This window comes from Rhodospirillaceae bacterium, from assembly GCA_040219235.1.
GTDB lineage: Bacteria > Pseudomonadota > Alphaproteobacteria > Rhodospirillales > Rhodospirillaceae > WLXB01.
In genome coordinates, this window is record JAVJSV010000011.1 from 748,342 (window position 1) to 771,668 (window position 23,327).

Annotated in this window: 18 protein-coding genes; 12 read left to right on the forward strand and 6 right to left on the reverse strand. The window is 55.7% G+C overall.

The genetic code is table 11. The annotated features are described in order from the left end of the window. Positions 1-17: 17 nt before the first annotated feature. Complete coding sequence (locus RIC29_07505) at positions 18-1,913, forward strand: autotransporter assembly complex family protein (protein ID MEQ8734754.1); 1,896 nt, start codon at positions 18-20, stop codon at positions 1,911-1,913. A gap of 1 nt (position 1,914) precedes the next feature. Further along, positions 1,915-6,024: a translocation/assembly module TamB domain-containing protein gene (locus RIC29_07510; GenBank protein ID MEQ8734755.1), complete on the forward strand. Its 4,110-nt coding sequence runs from the start codon at positions 1,915-1,917 to the stop codon at positions 6,022-6,024. On the opposite strand, the gene RIC29_07515 is transcribed toward RIC29_07510, so the two are convergent. Together RIC29_07515 and RIC29_07520 are read right to left on the reverse strand one after the other, a co-directional pair. After that, positions 6,021-6,452 (reverse strand): VOC family protein, encoded by a 432-nt coding sequence (locus RIC29_07515; protein ID MEQ8734756.1) that lies wholly within the window; start codon positions 6,450-6,452, stop codon positions 6,021-6,023. The genes RIC29_07510 and RIC29_07515 overlap by 4 nt on opposite strands. A 6-nt stretch (positions 6,453-6,458) precedes the next feature. Next, on the reverse strand, positions 6,459-7,352 hold the full coding sequence (locus tag RIC29_07520) for an MBL fold metallo-hydrolase (GenBank protein ID MEQ8734757.1): 894 nt from the start codon (positions 7,350-7,352) through the stop codon (positions 6,459-6,461). Between the two features lie 107 nt (positions 7,353-7,459). Here RIC29_07520 and RIC29_07525 point away from each other — a divergent pair, with 107 nt between their 5' ends. Next, the gene (locus RIC29_07525; protein ID MEQ8734758.1) at positions 7,460-7,903 is read left to right on the forward strand and encodes a GNAT family N-acetyltransferase; all 444 of its coding nucleotides are present in this window, start codon (positions 7,460-7,462) and stop codon (positions 7,901-7,903) included. Between the two features lie 17 nt (positions 7,904-7,920). Here the strand turns inward: RIC29_07525 and RIC29_07530 are convergent, their stop codons facing one another. The 3 genes from RIC29_07530 to RIC29_07540 form a co-directional block, all read right to left on the reverse strand. Then, on the reverse strand, positions 7,921-9,441 hold the full coding sequence (locus RIC29_07530; GenBank protein MEQ8734759.1) for an ABC transporter substrate-binding protein: 1,521 nt from the start codon (positions 9,439-9,441) through the stop codon (positions 7,921-7,923). Between the two features lie 27 nt (positions 9,442-9,468). Then, positions 9,469-10,998: an ABC transporter substrate-binding protein gene (locus RIC29_07535; protein MEQ8734760.1), complete on the reverse strand. Its 1,530-nt coding sequence runs from the start codon at positions 10,996-10,998 to the stop codon at positions 9,469-9,471. A 554-nt stretch (positions 10,999-11,552) separates the two neighbouring features. Then, entirely contained in the window at positions 11,553-11,939 is a 387-nt protein-coding gene (locus RIC29_07540) for a DUF1761 domain-containing protein (protein ID MEQ8734761.1), read from the reverse strand. A gap of 111 nt (positions 11,940-12,050) precedes the next feature. On the opposite strand from RIC29_07540, the gene RIC29_07545 reads away from it, so the two are divergent. The 7 genes from RIC29_07545 (at position 12,051) to RIC29_07575 (ending at position 18,695) form a co-directional block, all read left to right on the forward strand. Further along, complete coding sequence (locus RIC29_07545; GenBank protein ID MEQ8734762.1) at positions 12,051-12,953, forward strand: MBL fold metallo-hydrolase; 903 nt, start codon at positions 12,051-12,053, stop codon at positions 12,951-12,953. Positions 12,954-13,044: 91 nt separating this feature from the next. Next, complete coding sequence (locus RIC29_07550; protein ID MEQ8734763.1) at positions 13,045-13,485, forward strand: YeeE/YedE family protein; 441 nt, start codon at positions 13,045-13,047, stop codon at positions 13,483-13,485. A 1-nt stretch (position 13,486) separates the two neighbouring features. Next, the gene (locus tag RIC29_07555; protein ID MEQ8734764.1) at positions 13,487-13,942 is read left to right on the forward strand and encodes a YeeE/YedE family protein; all 456 of its coding nucleotides are present in this window, start codon (positions 13,487-13,489) and stop codon (positions 13,940-13,942) included. 307 nt (positions 13,943-14,249) lie between these two features. Continuing rightward, the gene (locus tag RIC29_07560) at positions 14,250-15,350 is read left to right on the forward strand and encodes a DUF1838 family protein (protein ID MEQ8734765.1); all 1,101 of its coding nucleotides are present in this window, start codon (positions 14,250-14,252) and stop codon (positions 15,348-15,350) included. A 124-nt stretch (positions 15,351-15,474) separates the two neighbouring features. Next, the gene (locus RIC29_07565; GenBank protein ID MEQ8734766.1) at positions 15,475-16,497 is read left to right on the forward strand and encodes a DUF1838 family protein; all 1,023 of its coding nucleotides are present in this window, start codon (positions 15,475-15,477) and stop codon (positions 16,495-16,497) included. Between the two features lie 51 nt (positions 16,498-16,548). Next, positions 16,549-17,562 (forward strand): DUF1838 family protein, encoded by a 1,014-nt coding sequence (locus RIC29_07570; protein MEQ8734767.1) that lies wholly within the window; start codon positions 16,549-16,551, stop codon positions 17,560-17,562. A 125-nt stretch (positions 17,563-17,687) separates the two neighbouring features. Further along, positions 17,688-18,695 carry a formylglycine-generating enzyme family protein gene (locus tag RIC29_07575; GenBank protein MEQ8734768.1) on the forward strand — a complete coding sequence of 336 codons (1,008 nt, stop codon included), beginning with the start codon at positions 17,688-17,690 and terminating at the stop codon, positions 18,693-18,695. A 345-nt stretch (positions 18,696-19,040) separates the two neighbouring features. Here RIC29_07575 and RIC29_07580 read toward each other — a convergent pair whose 3' ends face one another. Beyond that, the gene (locus RIC29_07580; GenBank protein MEQ8734769.1) at positions 19,041-21,857 is read right to left on the reverse strand and encodes a TonB-dependent receptor; all 2,817 of its coding nucleotides are present in this window, start codon (positions 21,855-21,857) and stop codon (positions 19,041-19,043) included. A 98-nt stretch (positions 21,858-21,955) separates the two neighbouring features. On the opposite strand from RIC29_07580, the gene RIC29_07585 reads away from it, so the two are divergent. Together RIC29_07585 and RIC29_07590 are read left to right on the forward strand one after the other, a co-directional pair. Continuing rightward, positions 21,956-22,111, forward strand: coding sequence for a hypothetical protein (locus RIC29_07585; protein MEQ8734770.1), 156 nt, complete (start codon positions 21,956-21,958; stop codon positions 22,109-22,111). A 16-nt stretch (positions 22,112-22,127) separates the two neighbouring features. Continuing rightward, positions 22,128-23,294 carry a phytase gene (locus tag RIC29_07590; protein MEQ8734771.1) on the forward strand — a complete coding sequence of 389 codons (1,167 nt, stop codon included), beginning with the start codon at positions 22,128-22,130 and terminating at the stop codon, positions 23,292-23,294. The last annotated feature ends 33 nt before the right edge of the window (positions 23,295-23,327 follow it).

The following is a 23,327-nucleotide window of genomic DNA, read 5'->3' on the forward strand; positions in this document are numbered from 1 at the left end:
TGCTATGCCGCCATCCTATGAAGGGAATATCCACATATCGCGTGATGGCATTGGCCACTTTGGCCTGTGTGAGCGTGTTTGTAATTCTTGTTTCTGTGCCAGCGGTGGCTCAAGAGGCGGTGAACGCCATGCCTGCAGAGATTCCCTATGACGTCTCTTTTTCTGGTCTTCCTACTCCAGAGTTGGAGGCCGATATTAAAGAGGCATCTCAACTATTGCGGCTGAAAGACTCACCGCCTGCCAGTATCTTAGGGCTACGCCGCCGCATAAGAGCGGACGTTCAGAGATTTACTGAGATCATGAAATCCCAAGGGTACTACGGTAGCCGTGTAACAATGGACATGAACCGCCCTGGCACTCAAGAGGCTGTGCAAAATGACAATGTGGCCAGGGCCTCAACCACAAAAACACAGGTCGCCATTCAGGTGTTGCCAGGGCCGCGTTACAACTTTGCACCACCGGTTGTGTCTCTCACCACGCCGCTTTCTGTTGAAAATACAGGCTATCAATTGCCGCTTGATATTCTGGCCGGGCAACCAGCTTTGGCATCAGAAGTTATCGACGCTGAGCACAGAGCAATTCAAATGCTTGCCAACGCAGGCTACCCGTTTGCTAAAATTTTGCCGCGCCGGGCCGAGGTTGATCATGGTCGGAGCACCATCGCGGTCTTCGTCAATATTGACCCGGGTTTATATCATAGCTTTGGACGCATCGTGTTTTCGGGCCTTCAAACGGTCGAGGAAATTTATCTGACGCGGTTGCTACCGTGGGTTCAGGGTGTGCCCTTTGATCTTTCAAAATTGGCTGCCTATCGTCAAAGCTTGATTGACACGCGTCTTTTTACCTCAGTTAAAGTTGAGCCCGTGACAGCCAGCGCGGTGCCAGGCGGTCAATCGGTCGATACGTCAGGCAAGCCTCTCGATATTTTGGTGACTGTGGAGCAGGGCGCGTTGCGCACCATTGGAACATCTTTAAGCTACGCGCGGGATGAGGGGTTCGGCGGCAGTGTGACATGGCAGCACCGCAACATTTTTGGTCAGGGCGAGACTCTCGATCTGCTGACAGAGGTAACGGAGTTGAATCAGCTTGCCTCTGCCAGCCTCACCAAACCGGCCTTCCGCCGACCAGACCAGGTTTTGAAAACGGGACTGTCTTTGTTGCATGAAGACAGCGACGCTTTCGAAGAATACTCAGCCACTGTGCAGGCGGGAGTCACCCGTGACCTGTGGTCGTCTTGGCGTGCTGGGGTTGGTGTCTCCGTTGAAGCCGCTGAACTGACCGATGCGTTTGGCACCCAGCAATCATACTTGCTCGGTCTGCCACTAAGTCTCACCCGAGACCAGACCGATAGCCTTCTGGACCCCAAACGGGGCTATCGTTTGGGGTTTGAGGTAACCCCTTATGCGGGTGAGTTCGGTGGTACAGCACTGTTTACACGTGCGTCTGCCACTGGCACCTACTACTACCCCTGGTCTGATGATGTACGACCGGTGGTTCTCGCTGCGCGCTTGAAAGTGGGCAGCGTGATTGGCGAGCAATCCCAGAATGTGCCAGCCAACAAAAGGTTTTACTCTGGCGGTGGTGGATCAGTGCGCGGTTTTGGCTATCAGCTGCTTGGGGCGTTAGATGCCGACAATGATCCAATTGGCGGACGCTCGGTCATTGAAACCGGGCTTGAGGCGCGCGTGCCGGTTACGGATGCCTTGTCTGTGGTTCCGTTTGTTGATGGCGGCCTCGTTTCGCCCTCTGTTACGCCATCACTGTCAGAAAAGTTTCGGGTGGGCGCTGGTCTGGGCGTCCGTTATGCAACACCGGTTGGTCCGCTCCGGCTGGATGTTGCGATCCCCGTTAACCGCAGAAAAGCCGTGGATTCAAGCTTCCAGTTCTACATCAGCTTCGGACAGGCGTTTTAAAATGGCGCCTAAAAACCAAGTTGTAGAAGCCTCAAGCCTGCCCACTTGGCTAAGGCGCATTTTATACAGCATCGGCTTTGTGATCGTGCTCATTGGTCTTGGCGTGGCGACGGCTTGGCTGTTTATAAAATCACCCTTTGGTGAGGCCCTGGTGCTTGATGCCATAGTTGGCACCGTGAATGAAAGTCGCGACATCCAGGTGGAAATCGACGGCATCACGGGTGATTTACCAAGCGTGATTGTTCTCACAGATATTTTAATCCGCCAGCGAGATGCACCGTGGATCACCATTAATGAACTGACACTCTCTTGGCAGCCTTGGGCGCTGCTCACTGGGAAAGTGGTTATAGATTCACTGGTGTTGGGCAAGGTGTCTGTTCAGGACGTGGCGTTCCCTAGCAGTGACTCCTCGGAGTCTGACGTTATTGATTTAGATGCTTTGGCAGATCAGTTGATCCGGGTTCAACTTAAGTCACTGACGGTTGACCGCATAAACGTAGCCCCCGAGGTGGTCGGCCTCCCCATTTCTGTTTCTTTGGCCGGAAGATTAGCGCCCAATGAGGCACGTCGCCCCGCGTTGCGCCTGGAACTCACGGACCTTGATCAAGAAGGCCGGGTCGAAATTGACCTGACCCTCGAAAACCAAGACGCTATTGGGTTTGGTGGGGTTGCGACCAGTGGCGAGTCTGCCTTTGATCTCAGAGGGCGCCTGAATGTCCGCACCAATGCCCTTTCTGCCCGCGGGGAAGGCGCGGTTGACCGTGTGTTCTTGCAACGGGTCAACCAACCGCCGTTCGAAAGCGCAACATTCACTGTTCTGGTCTCTGGCACAGTGGATACGCCTGAAGTTCTACTGGGCTATGACATCAAAGCGGTCCAAATCGGTGCGGAGCAGCTTGAGCGGGTTGAAGGCACCGCTGAACTTGGGTGGGATGGACGCCTTATCTCGGCTGACGTTGCGGGCGGCGCGAGAAATGTGTTGGCCTTGATTCCGGCATTAGCTCCGGCGCTGGAGCCGCTCATCAAACCAGATGCGCTTTACGCTCTCACGGCCACTCTGGATACAAACGCCGAGGGTCTGCTGGTCGATGTTGCCGAAGTCTCACTCGAAAGTGGCGACCTGACCATCAAAGCTTCCGGCACGGTTGATCTGGAAGATGTGTCGGGCAGCGGTCAGGCGATAATTTCGGCCCAAGGCATCGGCCGCTTGGCGGGTTGGAGCGAAGATGCCTCGGTCAGCATCCTTGAGCTTGATATCTCGGAAGCTTCTATGTCGCGGGTTGTGGCGGGGCTCAGTGGCCGCAGTGAGTCTCTCAACACCTCGTCAGATGCGTTGGCCCAATTGCTCGCTGGACCTATTCAATACACCGCAAATGTGTCGGCCTCGTCTGATCGCATCGACATTTTAGACTTCAAGGTTGAGGGGCAAAACATAGCCTCGTCGGCCAAGGCAACTCTGTCCTTGCCAACACAAGTGATTGCCGCTGAGTTTGAGTCAGGGCGGGTAAACCTCTCATCGCTTTCGCAAGAGATTGAGGGCGTACTGTCTTTTGCGGGGTCTGCAACGGGCGCAATTTTTGCGCCGACCGTAGATCTTAAGTTGACCAGTGATGTCGTTTCCATCCGGCGCGAAACCCTCAGAGATGTTGGCTTTACCGTTGTCAGCGATCTGGCGCAATCGCCGCAAAGTGTTGCGGTGGATGGCACCATGACTGTGGCCGAAGGGCCGCTGAACGTCTCTGCAACGGCGACATTGAACGAGGATCAGACGTTAAAGGTTGCGCCATTAAAAATATCAGGGGCAGGCGTGTCAGCGTCGGCGGATCTTGCCATATCGCTTCAAGAGATGTTGGTGGAAGGTACCCTCTCGGTCGCTTTGGACTCTTATGCCTTACCAGCAGCCCTGGCCGGGCTTCAGCTTTCTGGAGTGGGCGATCTTGACGTACGTTTTTCACAGGAAGCCGGGGCGCAGGTGGTGCAGCTTCAGTCCACGTCTCGTGATCTTCGCTATGCAGGGTCAGTTGCAGGACTCAACACCCTTGAGGTTGCAGGCACCTGGAAGAACACCCCCGAATCTAGCGCGTCTCAATCTAGCACTTCTCAGTCCCGTGCCTCTCAGTCCCGTGCCTCTCAGTCTGAAGTGTCACTGAGAGTGACTGGCGGCAATGGCTTTGTCGGTACCCAATCTATCGCCTCGGTAAAGGCGGATGTCTCTGGTCCATTGTCGGATCTGCAGCTGGGCCTTATTGCAACGACGCCAGACGATGGCTTTACCGTCGCAACAGAGGCGCGCGTCACCACCACAACAGACACCAACAACACAGAAACACGCTCTGTTCTGATTGACTCGCTCCAATATGCCGAGGCTTGGGGCGCGCTTAACCTCGTCAACCCGGCCCGTGTAGATGTGTCGCCGACGGGTGTGTCTGTTCAGACCATAGAGTTTGAAGCTAACGGTGGTCGCCTCACGGCCCAACTCACCCTTGATCGTGAGGCCAGCACCATATCTGCGGCACTGACCGGAGAAGGTTTACCCTTTGAAGTGCTGCAAACCCTTGATCCCGATCTGTCGATCTCTGGACAGTTTGCATTGGACGCCAATTTAAAGGGCGACCTTGCCGCGCCGACCGGCCAAATAAACTTAAGCACGTCAGATATCTCATTACCGGATACGGGGCTTTCCGGCATTCAGGCAAACGTCACCGCCGACCTTGATGGTCAGGCGTTGAATCTGGACGCTTCCATCAATGGTATATCGGACGTGCCGGCCCGCATCACTGGAACCCTTCCGCTGACGTTAAATTTACCAGAAGGCCAGATCCGCATGCCGTTGGATCAGCCCATTGATCTGAAAATGAAATGGAGCGGTGCTATAGATCCGCTGTGGGCCGTTCTGCCTGCCGTGAGTCACAGGCTGACCGGTCAGGCAGATGTCGACCTGACCCTCACCGGGTCACTCGACGTGCCAAACGTGTCTGGTTATGTCCGGTTGAATGAAAGTGTTTATGAAAATCTAGACCTCGGCACCTTGGTCCATAATCTTGATGTTGAGTTGTCGGCCAGCGATGCCTCCAATGTTGCGTTTGCGCTCTCTGGAACAGATGGCGATGATGGTCGTGTTACGGGCGAGGGCAACCTTCAGCGTTCGTTTGGCAATGAACTCGCGGGCGGTATGTCTGTCACGCTTAAGGGCGCACGGCTCGTGCGGCGTGATGATGTGCGGATCAAAGGCTCCGGCGTGTTGACCTATGACCTCAGCCCCGACCGTGACCGCTTGCATGGTGACATTCAGGTGGACTCCGCTTCTGTCAGTTTGGCAGCCACCTATGTTGAAGCTGTGCCGACGCTTGATGTGGTTGATCCCAGTGCACCTGTTGCTCAGGCCCGGGCGCAGCGCCCCGGCAAAGAAACCGACCTGGATATTTCTTTGACTGCGCCCAACAGCATCGATGTGGTTGGCCGCGGCTTGGACTCTGAATGGGCTGCAGATGTGAAGGTGGGCGGAACATTATCCACCCCTGAGTTGACGGGCGATTTGACCGTCTCGCGGGGCGAGTTTGCTTTTCTGGGTGAGATCTTTGAGCTCACCCGAGGACAAGTGACCTTCACCGGCGGCGGGCAGATAGATCCCGACCTGTCTGTGGTGGCCGCCCGCAATGCCGGAGGAGTCACAGCCCGAGTTGAAGTTGGTGGTCGCGCGTCAGCACCGACCATAACCCTGGCCTCAGACCCGCCCTTGCCTCAGGATGAAATTCTTTCGCGCATCATCTTCGGAAAGTCAGCAGGGCAATTGGGGCCACTGGAAGCGGTGCAACTGGCCAACGCGGCAGCAGAGTTATCTGGTCTTGTCGGGCGTGGTGGTGTTGTGGGCACGCTGCGCCGCACGGTCGGACTCGATGTCTTCCGCTTTGGCTCAGACGCGGATGGCAGCACCTTTGTTGTGGGCGAACGTTTGTCGAAAAACATTTTCGTCGGGGTTGAGCAGGGTCTGGAAGGGCAGGGGAGCCAGTTCATTGTGGAATGGCAACTCACCGATGACCTGTCACTAAACTCGACAACGCGGCAAGATACCGGGTCGGATATTGGCCTGCGTTGGAGCCGAGATTACTAAGTTGTCTTTTCGCTGAGTGCAAAATCCACATGGATGTGATTGCCGTCCGGGTCACGGAAGTTGACCTGTACCAGACCAACCTCTGGCACTTCAGCCAAGGTGTAGTTGCACTCAACATCATCAAGGCGGGCCAAAAACCCTTTCATCCCCTGCGCCGTAAACGCGAAGTGTTCGATTTGCACTGTGCCCGGGTCACCATGGGTCTTAGGCACTTCAATGAAATGCACCCAGGCCGCGCGATAGTCTGCTTTCACATCCTCTAAACTATCCGCGATGCGCTCTTCCGCATAAAGCCATGCGCCGCCAGCGCCGCCGAAATGAGGACGCGGCCCTGGTTTGAGGTCTAGCACCTGGCTGTAAAAACCCAGCATTTTGGCCAAATTTGCCGTACGGATATTGATATGATCAAGGGTAAGGTTGAGTCCCATACCGGCTCACAGAGCCTCCGGCGCGATTTTAAATCTGCGGCGGTCGCTGCCCATCTGCGAGACAATCCGCCCGGCGGTTGGGCCGGCAAAATGCGCGGGTAATAGCGTCACATCTTGATCCGTGAGGCTGTCCACCAAGGCCGCGCGCGTGGCGTTTGATTTCACTTTGTCTTCGCAGAAGGCGGTCGACCATTCCGGATGAGCAATGCCCACCGCACTGTGCAGCACATCGCCCGTCAGGATGCCTTTGCGCCCGCCTGAATTAATCTGCACACAGTAATGCCCAGGCGTGTGGCCATGGGTTGGTAAGATGGTCAATGCGTCATCTAAGGCAAACTCGGTATCAATAATTTCGGCCTGCTGGGCTTCAATCACCGGCAACACGCTCTCTTGAAACGAGGGCGCAATGTATGCTGTTTGAGTGTTCTTCGCCCGCTCTCTCGACGCATCCAGATCGTTTTTCGAGAACACATATTTAGCCCGCGGAAAGGTTGGCACCCAGCGCCCATCCTTGAGTTGGGTGTTCCAACCTACATGATCAGCGTGCAGATGTGTGCACATCACATAGTCGACCTCTTGGGGGCTGACACCCGCAGCAGCCAAATTGTCGAGAAACGGGCCGTCTCGTTTGCCCCAGTTCTGGAGCATCCCGTTGAAGGTCTTGTGGTTGCCCACACAGGTGTCCACCAGAATGGTGTGATAGGGCGTGCGAATAACATAGCTGTGGAAGCTGAGAATAATGGCTTGCGCGTCGAAGTCGTAGAAGTGCGGTGCCAGCCAACTTTTGTGCTGAGCCGCAGCGCTCAGATCTTCATTGGGATACGCCCGTGCCGCATCAAAGGGTTCGATCATATCGATGATCTTCTCAACCCGGACATCGCCAAACAGTTGCGGTTTCATAGCGGCTCCTTCTCAATAGGCATGCTATTCCTAAAGGGGGAGTATCGCCAATAATGTGGCTGGGTGCCAGGCATCTTGATTTATCGGCAGGCTGAGAGGATAGAACGATGATTCTCGATAAACGAGAGGAATTTGAAGTCGATGACGAGAAGTCGAGACTCGACCTCAATGTTATCCATGCTTTTCTCAACGAGTCCTATTGGGCCGTTGGGATTCCAATGGAGGTCGTGGTGCAGTCCATAGCGGGGTCTGATTGTTTTGGGGTCTACAGAGAAGACGCGCAAATTGGTTTTGCCCGTGTGGTGACAGATAACGCAACTTTCGCCTATCTTTGCGATGTATTCGTACTGCCAGATTATCGAGACCAAGGGCTCGGCAAATGGCTGGTTGAAACTGTGATGCAATATTCAAACTATCAGAGCTTCCGCCGCTGGCTGTTGGCCACTCGGGACGCCCATGAATTGTATCGCCCGTTTGGGTTTACGGATTTGGAAACACCCGCCAAATTCATGGAGATTAAGCGGAAGGATGTTTACATGTCTGAAGGTTAAAAGTGTGAACTGGAACCTTACCGCGGCTCTACATCAATCAAGTGCGGGTTCAGTATGTCGTTCCAGGGTTCCCAATGGGTGACGCGCTTGTGCACACCATCTAATCCCACAACGGGGAATAGGAACAAACTTGAGGCTTGGTCCCGGTAGTGGCGGATCACCTGTTGTGTCAGGGCTTTCCTTTTGTCGAGGTCGAGTGTCACCTCGGCTTCACCAATCACCGCTTGAATTTCTGCATCGCAATACCAGGGTTTCAATCCGCCGCAGGCATGATTGGTGGTCGGCAGCATCGGGCGCAACGCATCGCCGGAGTTATTGAAGAAGTCCGCCAGTAAGGCTTGTCCACCCAGTTCACCGCCCAGGGTCGAGCGCACCAACTGCGGATAGGTGATCAGCCGTATGTCCAAGTCTACGCCGACACGCTTCAGATCACTGGCAATCTGCTGCAGAATTGCCGCGTCATTGGGCATGAATCCGGCGACGGTTTCCAGCGTGAACGCAAAGCCGTCCGGGTACCCGGCGTCCGCCAGCAGTTGCCGTGCTTTATCGGGGTCGTACGCGTAGGGCTCCAGGGTGGGGTCGTACCCCAGGCCCATCGGTACAGCCGGTTGACTCGCGGGTTGAACCAAATCCGCAAGCAGAATTTGCGTAATCACCGCGCGGTTGACGGCATAATTCAGGGCCTGCCGCACACGCACGTCGGCCAGCGGCAATGCCGGGTCCTGGGTTTGCAGCGCCACCACCAGCAGCCGCGATGGATTGCGCATTACCGCGCGATGTCCGTTCCTCTCCAGCAGGCCAATCTGGTCCGTGCTGATGACCGCAGCCACATCAACCTGATTGGTTTCCAGGGCCTGTAACCGGGCCGAGGCATCCGGCACGAACACGGCCTCAAATTGGTCGACTTTCGGCGGATTCCACGACTGCGGGTTGGCGCTAAAGGTGGCCCGGTCAGCGCCCCAGCGGTCCATCACAAAGGGGCCGGTGCCGACAGGATCGTTGAACAGGCCCTGAAACCCAACCTCTGCCGTGTGCGCGGGTGCGGTAAAGTAGAGTGTTGTCAGATAGGCGGCCATCATCGCGTTTGGTTTGTCCGTGTGGATCGCCACGGTCATGTCGTCCACGAGGTCCACACGGGGGTAGTAAGTCGCTTGGCGGTTCCACAGGTAGCCTTGCGCATCATCAGTGCGTAAGCGATCGAAGGTGGCTTTTACGGCCGCCGCATTAAACGGCTCGCCATTGGAAAACGTGACGCCTGGACGCAGTTTGAAATGCCACTCCGTGTCGGTCACATGTTGCCAGCTTAACGCCAGCCAAGGTTGCACGGTGCCGTTGTTATCAATGCGGGTGAGCGAATCATAGATCGTCGGCCAGACAAAATTCGCCGTGGTTGCGCCGCCCGGATAGGGATTCCCCTGGCTGGGTGGCCCGGCAGATAGAGCGATCCTAAAGGTCGTTTCAGCCTGGGCCGGACTGGTCAGCCCAGCGCCAAGCGCGAGCACAACACCCGAAAGGGCGAGCGTAAGATAAGTTTTCATAACGCGATGATACAGCCTTAGGCAGGTTCAGTCTGCGACTTCAATCAGATGATACATAAATCTGTCATTGCGCGGCTGCCAGGTGGTGACGCGCTTGTGCACGCCATCCAGTCCGGCAATCGGAAACAGAAACAGAGATTGTGCAACATTCCGGTAGTGGCGCACCACCTGTTGCGTCAGGCGTGTGCGTTCTTCCAGATCAAACGTGCGCTCCGCACGGTCAATCACCTTTTGAATCTCCGGATCGCAGAACCACGGACCCGTGCCAGTGCAGGCATGGTTGGTGATGAGCATTGGCTTGAGGGCGTCAGCGAAGCGGTTGGTGAAGTCCATCAAAAATCCATCGCCGCCCAAATCGCCCAGAGTCGTACGTCGCAACAATTGGGGATAGGTAATCAGCCGCACGTCCATGTCCATGCCCGCGACAGAAACGTCTGCGGCAATTTGCTGCAAGATTGCCGTGTCATTGGGTAATGTGCCAGACGGCGATTCAATGACGAACGACACACCATCGGCATATCCGGCTTCGGCCAGCAGGGCGCGGGCTTTGTCTGGGTCGTAGGGATAGGGGTCCAGCGCAGGGTCGTAGCCAACGGAAAACGGTAAAGCAGGCTGGCTTGCAGGTTTGACCAGGCCCGCCAGCAGCACGGCGGTGATCGCCTCTTTATTGACGGCATAATTAAACGCCTGTCGCACGCGCACATCAGAAAAAGGCGAATTTGGGTCGTTAGATTTCAGAGCGAACACCAGCACGCGCGTTGGATTGCGCATCACGGCGCGATGTCCATTCAAGTCCAGCATATCTATTTGATCTGTGCTGATGGCTACGGCAACATCCACCTGCCCCGTTTCGAGGGCCTGCAAGCGCGCTGTGGAATCGGGCACAAAATAGACTTCCATGCGGTCGACGCGCGGCGCCCGCCATGAGGTCCTGTTGGCGCGCAACGTCACCTTGTCAGAATCCCAGCGGTCCACCACAAAAGGTCCACTGCCGATCGGTTCATTAATCAAGCCGGCAATGCCGTTCTCTTTTACGTGATCGGGTGGGGCAATCGGCAAGGCCGACAAATAGGCCGGCGTCAAAATGTTTGGCTCTGAGGTATGAATGGCGATGGTGAGCTCATCGACGACTTCAACGCGCGGATAGCGCACTCTCTCGCGAAACCAATACAGGGCGTTGACGGGATCATCTCGCGCGATATCGAAGACCGTTTTGATGCCCTGGGCCGTTAGTTTTTCGCCATTAGAGAACACCACGTTGGGCCGCAGCTTGAAGTGCCACTCCGTTTCGGAAACCGGTTCCCAGGAGAGTGCGATCTCGGGCACCACCTCACCATTCTCATCGATATCGGTCAGGCGGTCGTAAATCGCGGTCCAGAATAAGGTTGGGGTGATGCCGGTGGTGAAGAAGGGGTTGCCCTTTGTGGGGGGCGCGGCATTCAAGGCGAGGCGGAACGTGGACTCAGCCTGGGCTCCCGGCGTGATCAGGAGTAACGGTACAGCCATAGCCACAGCAACAGCGGTAAAAAGGGTCTGGCGGAGGTGTGCGATGTTCATGGGCTGTATCGTAGCCCTGAACACACGGCAAAATGAAGGGGGAGTTGCCCGTGTTCATATATCGAGCTTGTTTTGCCTGGCTTTTAACAGAAATCGGCATTTAATCAGTAAAGTCACACTTTTAGAGTTGGTTTACCTTAACCGTTCCAATCCAACTCGCGGTTCGTCTGGCCAACCTGTCGACCTCAGATTCGGAATCGACGTCGAACGGTACTGCTTTTTCAAGATTAATAGTTGGTCGCTCAATCATGCGTGCGTTCAAGACAGCTCTTATCTTTTTATCAATTACGGCCGTGATCACTGGCATACAGCCGCAGACGGGGCAAAAGTGAAACTCTGCCGTCTGGTGGCCAAACCTATACACTGCCGCATTAGCAAACGTTACCGTGAGTTTGCCCTTTGGATCAGATGTGTAAAGTCCACCAATGCGCTTGCAGAAACTACAGGAACATTGCCTCAACGGCAGTGACGCTGGGGAGTGTGCGGTTTCAAAAGTGAAAGTGATATTGCCGCAGTGACACTGGCCAGAAAAGTGAGTCACATTTTTGACCAAACTATTTCACCAGACCAATCACCAAGCCCATCGCGCCGTACAGCACGATGGTATAGCCGCCATCGATATACAGCAGGCGGCGGGGGCGGGCGGCAAACATATAATTAATGCCGAGCGCTGCGGCGGCGGCAACACCAATGATAACTCCACCACTGAGGTGGGCCGCAAGCCCACTGACGCGATCCAGCAGCAAGGAGAGCGCCAGAGCGCCAATCAGAGCATGAACAGCCGCTCCGCCGAATACTTTGACCGGTGGCCCCCGTTTGTCATCGGTCATGCCAGTATCGGCCATCCAGGCTTTTTGAAACAGCGGGCCGTACCAGAGTCCGCCAATACCGAAGGCCAAAATGACGCAAAGGGGAAGGCTCACCCAAACAATTTCACCCATGACCGGCTCCTCCTGGTTGTCTCATGTTATGTTCTATTTGTTTGACTCTAATCATGGCTGGAAAAACCTGTCTGTCTAGACTGTCTGAATGCTTAATACAGGAGAATGGTGATGGCCGCTGAACATCGCACGACGGAACAAACCCCAAACGTCAAAGCCTTCTTTGACTCTGAGACCAACACCATCAGCTATGTGGTGCGCGATCCCGCCAGTTCGGCAGCCGCAATTATCGACTCAGTTCTGGATTATGACCCCAAGTCGGGGCGGACTTCGACCACCTCGGCGGACAAAATCATCACTTATATCCAGGAGCACGGGTTGAACGTGCGGTGGATTTTAGAAACCCATGTCCATGCGGATCACGTAACAGCCGCACCTTATTTAAAAGGTAAGCTTGGTGGGCAGACCGCCATCGGATCACAGATCACTAAAGTCCAACAGGTGTTCAAAAAACTGTTCAATGTGGAAGACAGTTTTAAAACCGATGGCTCACAATTCGACGTGCTGTTGGCGGAGGGTGATACCTTTGAAATCGGCAATCTAACGGGGCGCGTGATACATACCCCCGGTCATACGCCCGCCTGCTCCACCTATGTGATTGGCGATGCGGCGTTTGTTGGCGATACACTGTTCATGCCCGACTACGGCACAGCCCGGTGTGATTTTCCCGGAGGTGACGCAGCCACCTTGTATCAGTCCATTCAGAAAGTGTTTGCCCTTCCGCCGGAGACGCGCCTGTTTATGTGCCATGACTATTTGCCCGAGGGCCGAGAGACCTACCAGTGGGAAACCACGGTGGCGCAAGAACAAGCCACCAATGTGCATGTTGGCGCGGCGGCTCCGAGTGGCAGCACTGAATCAGCCTTTGTTGCCATGCGTCAAAAACGCGATGCCACTTTGGACATGCCCGTGCTGCTGCTGCCGTCGGTTCAGGTCAACATGCGCGCTGGTGCGATGCCGCCTCCAGAAGATAATGGCATCTCTTATCTTAAAATACCGCTCAACGCTGTTTAGGCTGGGCAGGCCCCAATGAGGGGCAGAGACTGACTGTTTGTTGATCCTTGTCAGCCGAAGGTGCCCGCTGCCAAGATAAAGGAGAAAACCGATGCATACTTCAATCACAACATTTACCCCCGTCAGTGCGCTTGTGGGCGGGATTCTCATTGGCGCTGCGGCTGTTTTGCTGATGCTTTTCCTCGGCCGGATTGCTGGCATAAGTGGCATCGTTGGGGGCGTTTTGAAACCGAGCCAAAACGATGTGGCTTGGCGGCTTGCCTTTGTTTTTGGCCTGCTCATCGCTCCCATTGGTGTGTGGGCTGTGACGGGCAGTCAGCCGATCGTCACCGTTCAGGCTTCGACGCCACTGTTGATGGCCGCCGGGCTTCTGGTCGGTCTGGGCACCCGCATTGGGTCAGGCTGCACCAGCGGACATGGGGTCTGCGGGATGGCGCGTTTGTCTCGCCGGTCAATTTTAGCGACCTTCACTTTTTTAGCCGCCGGTGTGGCGACGGTCAGTGTGATGCGTCATGTCCTCGGAGGGCTGTGATATGAAACGCGTTGTAATAGCTTTGATCTGCGGCAGTGTTTTTGGGGTTGGGTTAACACTGTCAGAGATGGTGAACCCTGCAAAAGTACTCAATTTTCTGGACGTCTTCGGCACATGGGACCCCAGCCTGATTTTGGTCTTGGGTGGGGCCGTTGTCACAACTTTTATTGGCTATCAATTGGTTCTCAAGCGCGCGTCACCGATTTTCTCTGATGCCTTCCAACTCCCGACCGCAAAGGATTTTGACTCCCGCCTTGTGACCGGCGCAATCCTCTTTGGTGTTGGGTGGGGGCTGGTCGGCTTTTGTCCTGGCCCAGCCCTCACAGCTTTGCTGATTGGCGGTGAGCCTGTCGTCTATCTTGTTTTATCGATGATTGTCGGCATGTTTTTGGCGGATCAACTGTTCTCCCCAAAGGTCCAAAAACCACATCATCGTCACTCCAAAAGCCGACCTTAGAGTCCGTCCAACATCCCGGCGAGGTCGCCGTCACCGATCCAGCGGATTTTTTACAGGCCGGTTTTGAAGGACTGTTTGACGGCCTATTTGACGGTCATGGAGTCTGATCCTTCTGATGATGTGCGTGTTTGTTTGATTTATTAATATTAGAATCATTCCAGTCTAGCTTGTGAGGTGGGGTCAAGCCCCGGCGTTTGCAGTATATTTGGATCAACAGGTGAACATCTTTTGAGGCCCGTTTAAGGGGACTCAGTGCCGCCTCCAACGTATGGTAGCGTATTCGCGTCTTTGAGAGGGAGCACACGCAATGACAGATGCAACGGGGCCAAACGGCAATATAGAAGTCCGCACCGGTTTGGTGGTCGAGGATTACGATAGTCTCGGCGGTCCGGCCACCAGCCTCAGCCGCCGTCAGGCCTTGGGAGCAGGCATGGCGGGAGCGGGCCTAGCTGGAGCCGGCATGGGCGGCGCAATGGCCGGCCTCGGCATGGCAAGTGGCGCAAGCGCGGCCACGCCTGATCTTAACAAACGGATTGAGAACGCGTCGCTAACCGGTCCTTACCTCGATCTCACCACGCCCGAAGGCAATATGATCGCCATGGCGCGAATCGATTCCGACATCGACATGAAAACCACCACTTATGGCTGGTACGACGGCTTGGTCATGGGGGTTGCCCCGGGCGGTCCCGTCAAAAACATCTGCGGCTTTAAAGGCATGAGTTGCAAGCGTCTGATTCCCTATGAAGAAGGCACCGGCTATCGCAAATTGCTGCGCGAAGTGGGCTTCTACTACGACCTCGCCACCGGTGAGATTTTAGAAGAAATGGTCAACCCCTACACCGATGAAAAAGTCCGTGTCGTGCATGTGGCCAATGATCCCTTTAACGGCATCATCCGCGATGTGGTGCCGCCCGGCCCATCTTACGGCGGTCTCAATGCAGAGAAGCGCGAACCCAAGCCGTTCCTGTTGGACTGGCAGATCAAGGACGAGTGGTTACTGTTCCAGCGCCACATTCATCTTTACTACAAGAACGCCCTCGATCCCGAAAAATGGGTGCGGGAAAGTGCCGGTCCCATGAACCGGGTGTCAGAATTGTTCTATCATGTGCATTCGCTGGATCAGGTGCAGAACGAAGAATTGACCCATGTTTACGGCACCGGCACCTGGGCGCGCATTACGCCCTGGTTGCCGTGGATGCTGATGGGGCAAGCGCCAGGGCATGTGGTGTATCAAACCTTTATGGGCAGCCGTCATTCGCTGGATGATATTCCTCAGGACATTGTTGAATATACGGCGAAAAATTATCCGAAATATTTAGAAGCGCCGGATGTGTGGGAAGAACCATCACTCTCCTCCATTGAGCGTTACTCCCGCGAGCAGGAACCTGCGTTGCCGGGTGGTGTTTAGGATAAATTCAAACTGTCATGCTCGGATTTAGTCCGAGCATCCAGGGTCATTAACGAAAATCGTGGTTGTTGTCCTGGACCCTCGGAACAAGCCCGAGGGTGACATAGTGAGAAGAGGAAATATTATGACCAAATCAAATCAGCCGAATGAAGCCGCCGCCATCGAAGGTGCGCCCATCGAAGTCGCAATCGACCGCCGAGCAGCATTAGCAACTGGCCTCGCTGCCGGGTTCCTTCCCGCCGCAGCCATGGCCGCGACCGATGCCACCGGCGGTGCCTCGCTTACGGGGCCGACCTATGATCTCACAACAGCCTATGGCAACGTCGAAGCCTACGCCAAGGCGACCTCAAATCTGGATATGAAATCCACGCACTACGGTTGGATTGACGGGCATGTCATGGGCGTTGCGCCCGGCGGGCCGATCCGCACCTTCTGTGGCTTTCGCGGTTTGGGCGTGACGCGCTTGATCCCGCTGGAAGGCGAGCACGGTTATCGTCGTTTGCTGCGTGAGGTTGTGTTTTACACTGATCTGGAAACCGGCGAGATTCTGGAAGAGATGGAAAATCCGTTCACCGGCGAAAAAGTGCGTGTGGTGCCCGTCGCCAACGATCCGTTTAACCGCATCATCAGAGAGTCTGAACTGAGCCGGCCGACCTTTGGTGGCCTCAACACCGATGAAAAGTTGGAGCCGAAGCCATTCATCCTCAACTGGAAAGCCTTTGGCGACCGGCTGATGATGGAGCGTCACATCAACCTCTATTATCCCAATGCGCTCGATCCCAAAACATGGGTGCGCGAAAGTGCCGGGCCGATGAACCAGGTGACAGAAACCTATGTGATGAACATGAGTCTCAAGGATATTCAGAATCCAGACCTGACCACCGTCGACAGCACCACCGTCTGGGGCCGCCATACGCCGTGGCTACCGTGGATGCTCATGGGCCAAGCCCCCGGTCATTGCTTGTACAACGTGATGGCTGCCAGCATGCACTCGCTCGAGGAAGCGCCAGACCAGCGCATCATCGAATATATTGCTAAGAACTACACCAAATTCCTGGACGCCCCGACCGAGTGGGAAGAGCCTTCCCTGTCGTCTCTGGAATGGTATGCCCGAGAGCAAACTCCCGCACCCCCAGGCGGTGTCTAAGCTCTGACCTGAACTATTTGATTCACAGCCAGTCTTGAAAGGCCAATTGTAATGTCTGAGAAAAAACTCATCGAAAGTGTGCTGGACCGCAGATCCGCACTCGCCGCGGGAATGGCCTTTACCGGCCTGCCAGCTCTGAATGCCGTTATATCGCCGAGTGCCGCAAATGCCGCTACGGCCGGTCCCGACAGTTCTTGGTTGCGTGGCCCAACCCATGACCTGACGACGGGACGCGGTAACGTTGATGCCTACCTCAAGCTCACGTCTAACCTGGATATGGAATCCACACACTTCGGTTGGATCGAAGGCTACGTCATGGGGGTCGCACCAGGTGGCGCGGTCAGAAACATTTGCGGCTTCCGGGGACTCGGCTGTAACCGCTTGCTCCCTTACGAAGGCGATGAGTACGGATATCGGCGTGTGTTACGTGAAATCGTGTTTTACACCGATCTCGAAACCGGTGAGATTCTGGAGGAAATGGAGAACCCGTTCACCGGAGAAAAGGTGCGCGTGGTGCCGGTCGCCAACGATCCCTTCAACGCAATCTTCAAAGATGTCTGGCCAGACCCACCGTCATACGGTGGCCTCAACACAGAGAAGCGTGAGCCACGTCCGTTCATTCTCAACTGGCAGCAAATCGGCCAGCACGCGATGATGGAAATCCACGTGCATCTTTATTACCCCAACGCTCTTGATCCTCAGAAGTGGGTACGCGAGAGCTCTGGCCCGATGAACCGGGTGACAGAAACCTTTAACTATTCGTTCTCTCAAGCGGATCTGCAGAACCCTGACCTGACCACGATTCCCAGCACGGGTGTTTGGGGGCGGGTCACGCCATGGCTCCCATGGATGTTGATGGGGCAGGCCCCAGGTCATTGCCTTTACAACTGCAACTTTGCGGATGTGAAGAGCCCTGAAGAAATGCCGGATCAGAAGATCATAGAGCATATCGCCAAGAACTATCCGAAGTTCTTAGATGCGCCGACAGAATGGGAAGAGCCATCTTTGTCCTCCCTGGAATGGTACGCCCGCGAGCAAGAACCCGCCCCACCGGGAGGTGTTTAACAGCGCACGCATAGTGAAATTGCAGCCAAGTGTGGGCGTGCTTAACACGGCTGCAATTTCAGGGCGTGGCGTGCGCAAAAACAAAAGGCTGCATGTGTTAAAATAAAGTCATGGAGGGCGGCGTCATGAAGCTAAGATCAATCGTGATGACTCCTTTGGCCGCACAGTCTGGCGCGGCACTGGTTGCGCTGGTCTTGGGGGTGATCTCAGGGCCAGCGTGTGTTGAGGCCGCTGCACCGGGTGAGTCTTTCCAAGACTGCGATACCTGCCCGGAGATGGTCGTCGTGCCCGCCGGGCAGTTCATTATGGGGACCGCAGAGTCAGAGGCCGGGCGGCTGAGCAATGAAGGCCCGCAGCGCGAAGTCACGATTTCAAGGGCCTTCGCGGTTTCCAAATATGAAATCACCATTGGTCAATACCGGCAATTTAGCGAAGAAACCAATCGCGGCGTTAGAAACAACAATTGTGTGGTTGTGACCGGCCTGCGCGGCGGTGAGCCGGTGCAAGGTAAAAGCTGGGAAGACCCAAATTATGTGGTCGGCGAAGATCACCCCGTTGCCTGTATCAGTTGGAATGACTCCCAAGATTTTGTCGACTGGCTGACCAAAAAAACCGGCAAGCCCTATCGACTGTTAAGCGAAGCCGAATGGGAGTATGCGGCGCGCGCGGGCACCAGCACGCGGTATTCCTTTGGGAATGATGAAGTTGAGCTTTGCGACTACGGCAATGTTCCAGACCTGACGGCAAAAGCGGAGATGGCAACAAAAGACGGCTGGTCCCCTTGGCTGTATGTTGACTGTGACGATGGCTATGGCCTGCGGTCAGCGCCTGTCGGAACGTACAAGCCAAACGCTTTTGGCCTCTACGATATGCATGGCAACGTGTGGGAGTGGGTGGAAGATTGCTACTATGAGAGTTTTGCCGGTGCGCCGAAAGACGGCTCTGTTTGGGGCTCAGACGACGCCTGTGTGCATGTCGTGCGGGGCGGAAGTTTAAGTGCACCTGTGAGCGCGAGCCGTTCGGCCATGCGCTTCGGGGGTACGACAGAGCTGCGCGGACCTGCGGCAGAGAAAGCGCCTAAAGAGTGGCACAACTTTAATTTGGGTTTACGCATTGCCAGAGGCGTTAACTAAGGGCGCGAGACCCGGCTGCGTCACCAACAGTAATAACAATTCGCATCTAAAAAGGGCCACTCAAAGAGCGGCCCTTTTGATTCGTGCGGACGCTAACGGGCTTAAGAAACGCCGCGCGAACTACAGGTTTTCTACACGGTGGAGCCGGGGGAAGCAAAGGGGGATGTGGGAACAAACCCAAATAAATTCCTTGCAATATCAATGTTGTACAGGTTCGCAAAAGGGCCGCCCTTTGTGGGGGCGGCCCTTCCCGTGTCGATCCGGCGGGTGGTCCATCACGACAGCGGTAACACGGTTACGTGCTCCGTGTGTGGCGAATCGTGGTGATGCCCTGGGCGCCGGCGCTTAGTAGGTAAACCGCACACCCGCTTTCGCTGTGAACGAGTATTCTTCGTACTGCAGCAAGCGGTCGGAGACCGGGCCGCGCTGGAAGGCCACATAAGGTTCGTCGGTGATGTTGATCAACTCGGCAAACACCTGGAACTGATCGGTCACGCGGTACTTGGCGCTGGCATCCAGTTGGAAATGGCTCTTCACAAAGCGGTCTTCATCCGGGCTGCCGGCCAACTCGTCCAGGTAGCTTGAACGGTAGGCTCCGGCCAAGCGCAACGACAGCGGGCCTTTCTCATAGCCCAATGTGGTGTTGAAGGTATGCTTGGAACTGGCCGGCAGATCAATCTTGCGGCCGTCAACCGTTCCTTCGCTGTCGGTGAAGGTGTAGTTAAAGCCCACCAGCACGCCGTCCCATGGCCCGGGCAGGAAGTCCATGACCTGCTGATAACCGAACTCTGCACCAAACACTTCAGCGGACTCGCCGTTCACCGGAATGGTGGCTTCATCGGCAAAGATGCCGTTAAAGGTCAGGTTGTCCACTTCGGTGATGGCGATGAAGTCTTTGATGTCTTTGTAGAACAGGCCGCCCTGCAAAACCCCGGCGTTGTTAAAGTACCACTCAACGCTGACGTCGCCGTTCCAGGCTTTGTAGGGGCGTAAGTTGGGGTCGCCAAACTCGCCTTCACGTTCGCCGTCATCGTTTTCCTCAATCACAAACCGCGGCGCGATCTGGCCGATGTTCGGGCGCACCACACTGCGATAGAGGCCGGCGCGCAGCAGCACGTCATTCTCGGTTTCGTAGGTCAGGTTCACACTTGGCAGCCAGTTGGTGTAGCTGTTGTCAAAGGTGTTTGGCGTGACGAACACGGTGTCCTCATCCAACTCAACACCGTTGCGGGTGCCGCCTTCTTCCACCAGCTCAACAAGGCTGCCGTTGATGTCATCTTTGGTGTGTTCAACGCGCACACCGCCGATGGCCTTCAAAGACCCATTGTCGTAGCGGCCCATGATGTAGCCGGCGTAGATGTCTTCATCGACACTAAAGTCCGCCGTGGCAGAGTCGAACACGCCGTCAATGTCGTCATTGTCAAACGCCGACAGGTTGCCGTTGATCAGCTCACGCAGGGCGAGCGGATCAACTTGCGGCGCAATGTTCGCCAGGCCGTAAGTGCCGGAGGTGGCAAATTGGGCCAGGGTGGTGTCTTCCAACGGACCATCGCTGAGGAATTCCACATTAAAGTCGTACTGCTTTTGACGCAGGCGCGCCTTGCCGCCGAATTTGAGGTCCATCACGGCGCCATCGTCGAGCACAAATTGACGCGTTAAGTCCAGCTTTGCACCCCATTCCTCGTCGGTTGAGTCGGACAGGATTGTGCGCTCAATCTGATCGAACTCATAAGTGTTGGGGTCGGCAAAAGCCGCTTGACCGGCGATGATATTAAAGGACGGCAGTTTGTAATCGGAGTAATCGAAGGTCACGCCGAGCTGGCCTGGTTCTTCAAACGCAGCCACATAGGTGGTGGGATCAAGCGAGCCGTTTTCCAGTTCGCTGGCCTTGGAGTATGAGCCTGAGTATTCAAACGTCCAGGCGTCTTTGAACGTCTCACCGCCGGTGACCAGGGAGTAAATTTTCTGCACTTCAAAGCGGTCTTTGATGTCCCGCTCGATTTCAATTTCGCCATCGTCGGACAGGAAGGTCGCGGTGGTTGCCGTGCCGCTTGAGGGCTCTTCGTCCAGCTTAAAGATCAGGCGGCCGCGGAATTCCTGATCGCCGAAACGGCTGTAGAGGCCGCGCGCGTACAACTCAGTGTTTTCGCTGGGGCGCAGGTCCATCGACAGCGAAGCCCCAAGGCGCGAGCGGCGCACGTCATAGTCACGATATTGAATTTCATCGGCATAGGTCACGCCGTCGTCAGTGGTGTCCCAGCCTTCCGGCTCGATGTTGTCGGTCGAGAACGAGCGGCGGTAGTATGACAGACCGCCGGACACGCCGAACTTTTCACTGAACGCATGGCTGAAGTCGACGCCGCCTTTGGGCGACAGCTTATCATTCAGGTCGTTGTAAGAGCCTTCCAGCGTGCCGCCGAAAAAGGTGCCCTCGCGATCAAACGCGCTGGTGGTGTTGATTTCAATGGACGCACCGATGGTGTCGGCATCCATGTCCGGGGTCAGGGTTTTGGTAATCTCAATGGACTCAATCAGTTCAGAGGGAATCACGTCCAGCGCCACCGAGCGCACGTCGCTCTCCGGGGCCGGCACGCGCGCACCGTTGATGGACGCGGAGTTCAGGTTAGGGTCAAGCCCGCGCACGGCAATAAACCGGCCTTCGCCCTGGTCATTCAGCACGTTCACACCGGTCACTCGGCGCACGGATTCCGCCACGTTCTGGTCCGGGAACTGGCCGATGGAATCGCGGGTCAGGATTGACTTAACCGTATCAGCCGCACGCTGCCGCGACAGGGAGTTAGAAACATTCGCGATCTGGCCGACGACGATCACTTCTTCAATGGCCGTGCCTAAGCTGGCGTCTGCCGTGGTGATGCCGTCGCCGCTCACCACAAGCTGCTGCTCCAGAACATCCGCATTAATATAAGTAATGCGCAAGGTGTAAGTGCCGGGCTCGACATCCGCAAAGCGGTAGCTGCCGTTTTGAGCTGTTGATGTGCGGCGGTTGAGCTCAACAATTTCAACCCGTGCGCCGGACAATGACGTAACGCCCGCCGTGTCACTCACCCGCCCGATGACGGTGGCCGCCTCAGCCGCAAATGGAACACCAGCAAACAATGCGATGGCTGCGGCAGACGCCCGCAACGAAGTCTTAAACGACATGTAGGAAACCCCTTAATAGTCAAACCACAATGGTGGACACAGTGCGCGTGATACCAGCGCGTCCATTAGGGTTCCCGTTAATGTTTGAGGTCGAATTTATGACTGAACAAAGTCATATCCGTTACGGTTTCATGTCGTCGGCCAAAGCCGCAGATTTTGATGACGATAAGGCTGGACGCCGCGGGTGCCCTCTGCCATCACTGGCCGCAAGACCTTCGCTCTCGCAGATTATTTTCGCTCTCGCAGATCATTAAAGGGTTGTTGCTCACTATGTCTAAATGCGTCTCTCCGTTCAGTGCTTCCCCATTAAGTGCTTTAATTGTTGCGCCGGTTCTGGCGATTACACTTGCCGCCTGCGAGTCAGAAGACGGCCCAGCCCCCATCGCGCCGGATACGGTCAATGTCATGCCCAAAGCCGAAACGGTTCCCGTGGCCAGTGGTGACGATGCCGCCGATGACCCGGCCATTTGGGTCAACCCGGTTGAACCGTTGAAAAGTTTGATCGTCGGCACCGATAAGAAAAACGGCCTGATGGTCTATGACCTTTCGGGTGCGATCGTGTACCAGAACAGTGACGGCTTCATGAATAACGTCGATCTGCGCGCGGACTATCCCATCACCATCAACAACGGCGATCCCGCAACCGCCACGCCGACCATCATTGTCGCCGCCACCAACCGCACTGACAAAACCATCGCTGTCTATAAAATGGACCCTGACTCCGGTGAGTTGAGCAACGTGATGGTCGATCCCATTCCATCGAATTTTGAAGACCCCTATGGCCTGTGCCTGTATCGCAGTGCCGACACCGGCAAGCTTTATGTTTATGCCAACGACAAAGATGGCGACGTCAGCCAGTGGCAACTGTACGACAATGGCCTGGGTCAAATGCGCGCCACCATTCAGCGCAGTTGGGATATTGGCACGCAGCCCGAAGGCTGTGTCGGTGATGACGCCACAGGTGAAATTTTCATGGGCGAAGAAGCGGTCGGCATCTGGCGCTACGGGGCCGAGCCCGGCGATTCCATGACCGAGCGCGTGTCTGTGGATACCACCGGCCTTGGCACGTCAGGCGGCGGGCGTCTGTCTGCCGATGTGGAAGGTCTGGCCATTTACGCGCCGCCTGGATCAGATCTAAACACCGGTTATTTGATCGCCTCCAGCCAGGGCAACTTTACTTATGTGGTGTACGACCGTGCTGCGCCACATGCCTATCGCGGCACGTTTCAAATAGTTGATAACACGGACCTGAAGATCGACGGCGTGCAGGAAACCGATGGTCTGGATGTGGTGTCCGCGCCGCTGGGGCCGGATTATCCCGCCGGCATGCTGGTGGTGCAGGACGGCTACAACAAAAACCCGGACGGCTCCGACGCCAACCAGAACTTTAAGTATGTCTCCTGGGCCGATATCGCCGCCGCCTTGAAACTGGAATAACCGTTTTCCCAAACGGCAACGAGCAGCGGGCGG

Excerpts from the sequence above, each read along its gene's own strand:
- RIC29_07505 (MEQ8734754.1), top strand. The coding sequence starts at position 18 with ATGAAGGGAATATCCACATATCGCGTGATGGCATTGGCCACTTTGGCC.
- RIC29_07510 (MEQ8734755.1), top strand. The coding sequence starts at position 1,915 with ATGGCGCCTAAAAACCAAGTTGTAGAAGCCTCAAGCCTGCCCACTTGG.
- RIC29_07515 (MEQ8734756.1), bottom strand. The coding sequence starts at position 6,452 with ATGGGACTCAACCTTACCCTTGATCATATCAATATCCGTACGGCAAAT.
- RIC29_07520 (MEQ8734757.1), bottom strand. The coding sequence starts at position 7,352 with ATGAAACCGCAACTGTTTGGCGATGTCCGGGTTGAGAAGATCATCGAT.
- RIC29_07525 (MEQ8734758.1), top strand. The coding sequence starts at position 7,460 with ATGATTCTCGATAAACGAGAGGAATTTGAAGTCGATGACGAGAAGTCG.
- RIC29_07530 (MEQ8734759.1), bottom strand. The coding sequence starts at position 9,441 with ATGAAAACTTATCTTACGCTCGCCCTTTCGGGTGTTGTGCTCGCGCTT.
- RIC29_07535 (MEQ8734760.1), bottom strand. The coding sequence starts at position 10,998 with ATGAACATCGCACACCTCCGCCAGACCCTTTTTACCGCTGTTGCTGTG.
- RIC29_07540 (MEQ8734761.1), bottom strand. The coding sequence starts at position 11,939 with ATGGGTGAAATTGTTTGGGTGAGCCTTCCCCTTTGCGTCATTTTGGCC.
- RIC29_07545 (MEQ8734762.1), top strand. The coding sequence starts at position 12,051 with ATGGCCGCTGAACATCGCACGACGGAACAAACCCCAAACGTCAAAGCC.
- RIC29_07550 (MEQ8734763.1), top strand. The coding sequence starts at position 13,045 with ATGCATACTTCAATCACAACATTTACCCCCGTCAGTGCGCTTGTGGGC.
- RIC29_07555 (MEQ8734764.1), top strand. The coding sequence starts at position 13,487 with ATGAAACGCGTTGTAATAGCTTTGATCTGCGGCAGTGTTTTTGGGGTT.
- RIC29_07560 (MEQ8734765.1), top strand. The coding sequence starts at position 14,250 with ATGACAGATGCAACGGGGCCAAACGGCAATATAGAAGTCCGCACCGGT.
- RIC29_07565 (MEQ8734766.1), top strand. The coding sequence starts at position 15,475 with ATGACCAAATCAAATCAGCCGAATGAAGCCGCCGCCATCGAAGGTGCG.
- RIC29_07570 (MEQ8734767.1), top strand. The coding sequence starts at position 16,549 with ATGTCTGAGAAAAAACTCATCGAAAGTGTGCTGGACCGCAGATCCGCA.
- RIC29_07575 (MEQ8734768.1), top strand. The coding sequence starts at position 17,688 with ATGAAGCTAAGATCAATCGTGATGACTCCTTTGGCCGCACAGTCTGGC.
- RIC29_07580 (MEQ8734769.1), bottom strand. The coding sequence starts at position 21,857 with ATGTCGTTTAAGACTTCGTTGCGGGCGTCTGCCGCAGCCATCGCATTG.
- RIC29_07585 (MEQ8734770.1), top strand. The coding sequence starts at position 21,956 with ATGACTGAACAAAGTCATATCCGTTACGGTTTCATGTCGTCGGCCAAA.
- RIC29_07590 (MEQ8734771.1), top strand. The coding sequence starts at position 22,128 with ATGTCTAAATGCGTCTCTCCGTTCAGTGCTTCCCCATTAAGTGCTTTA.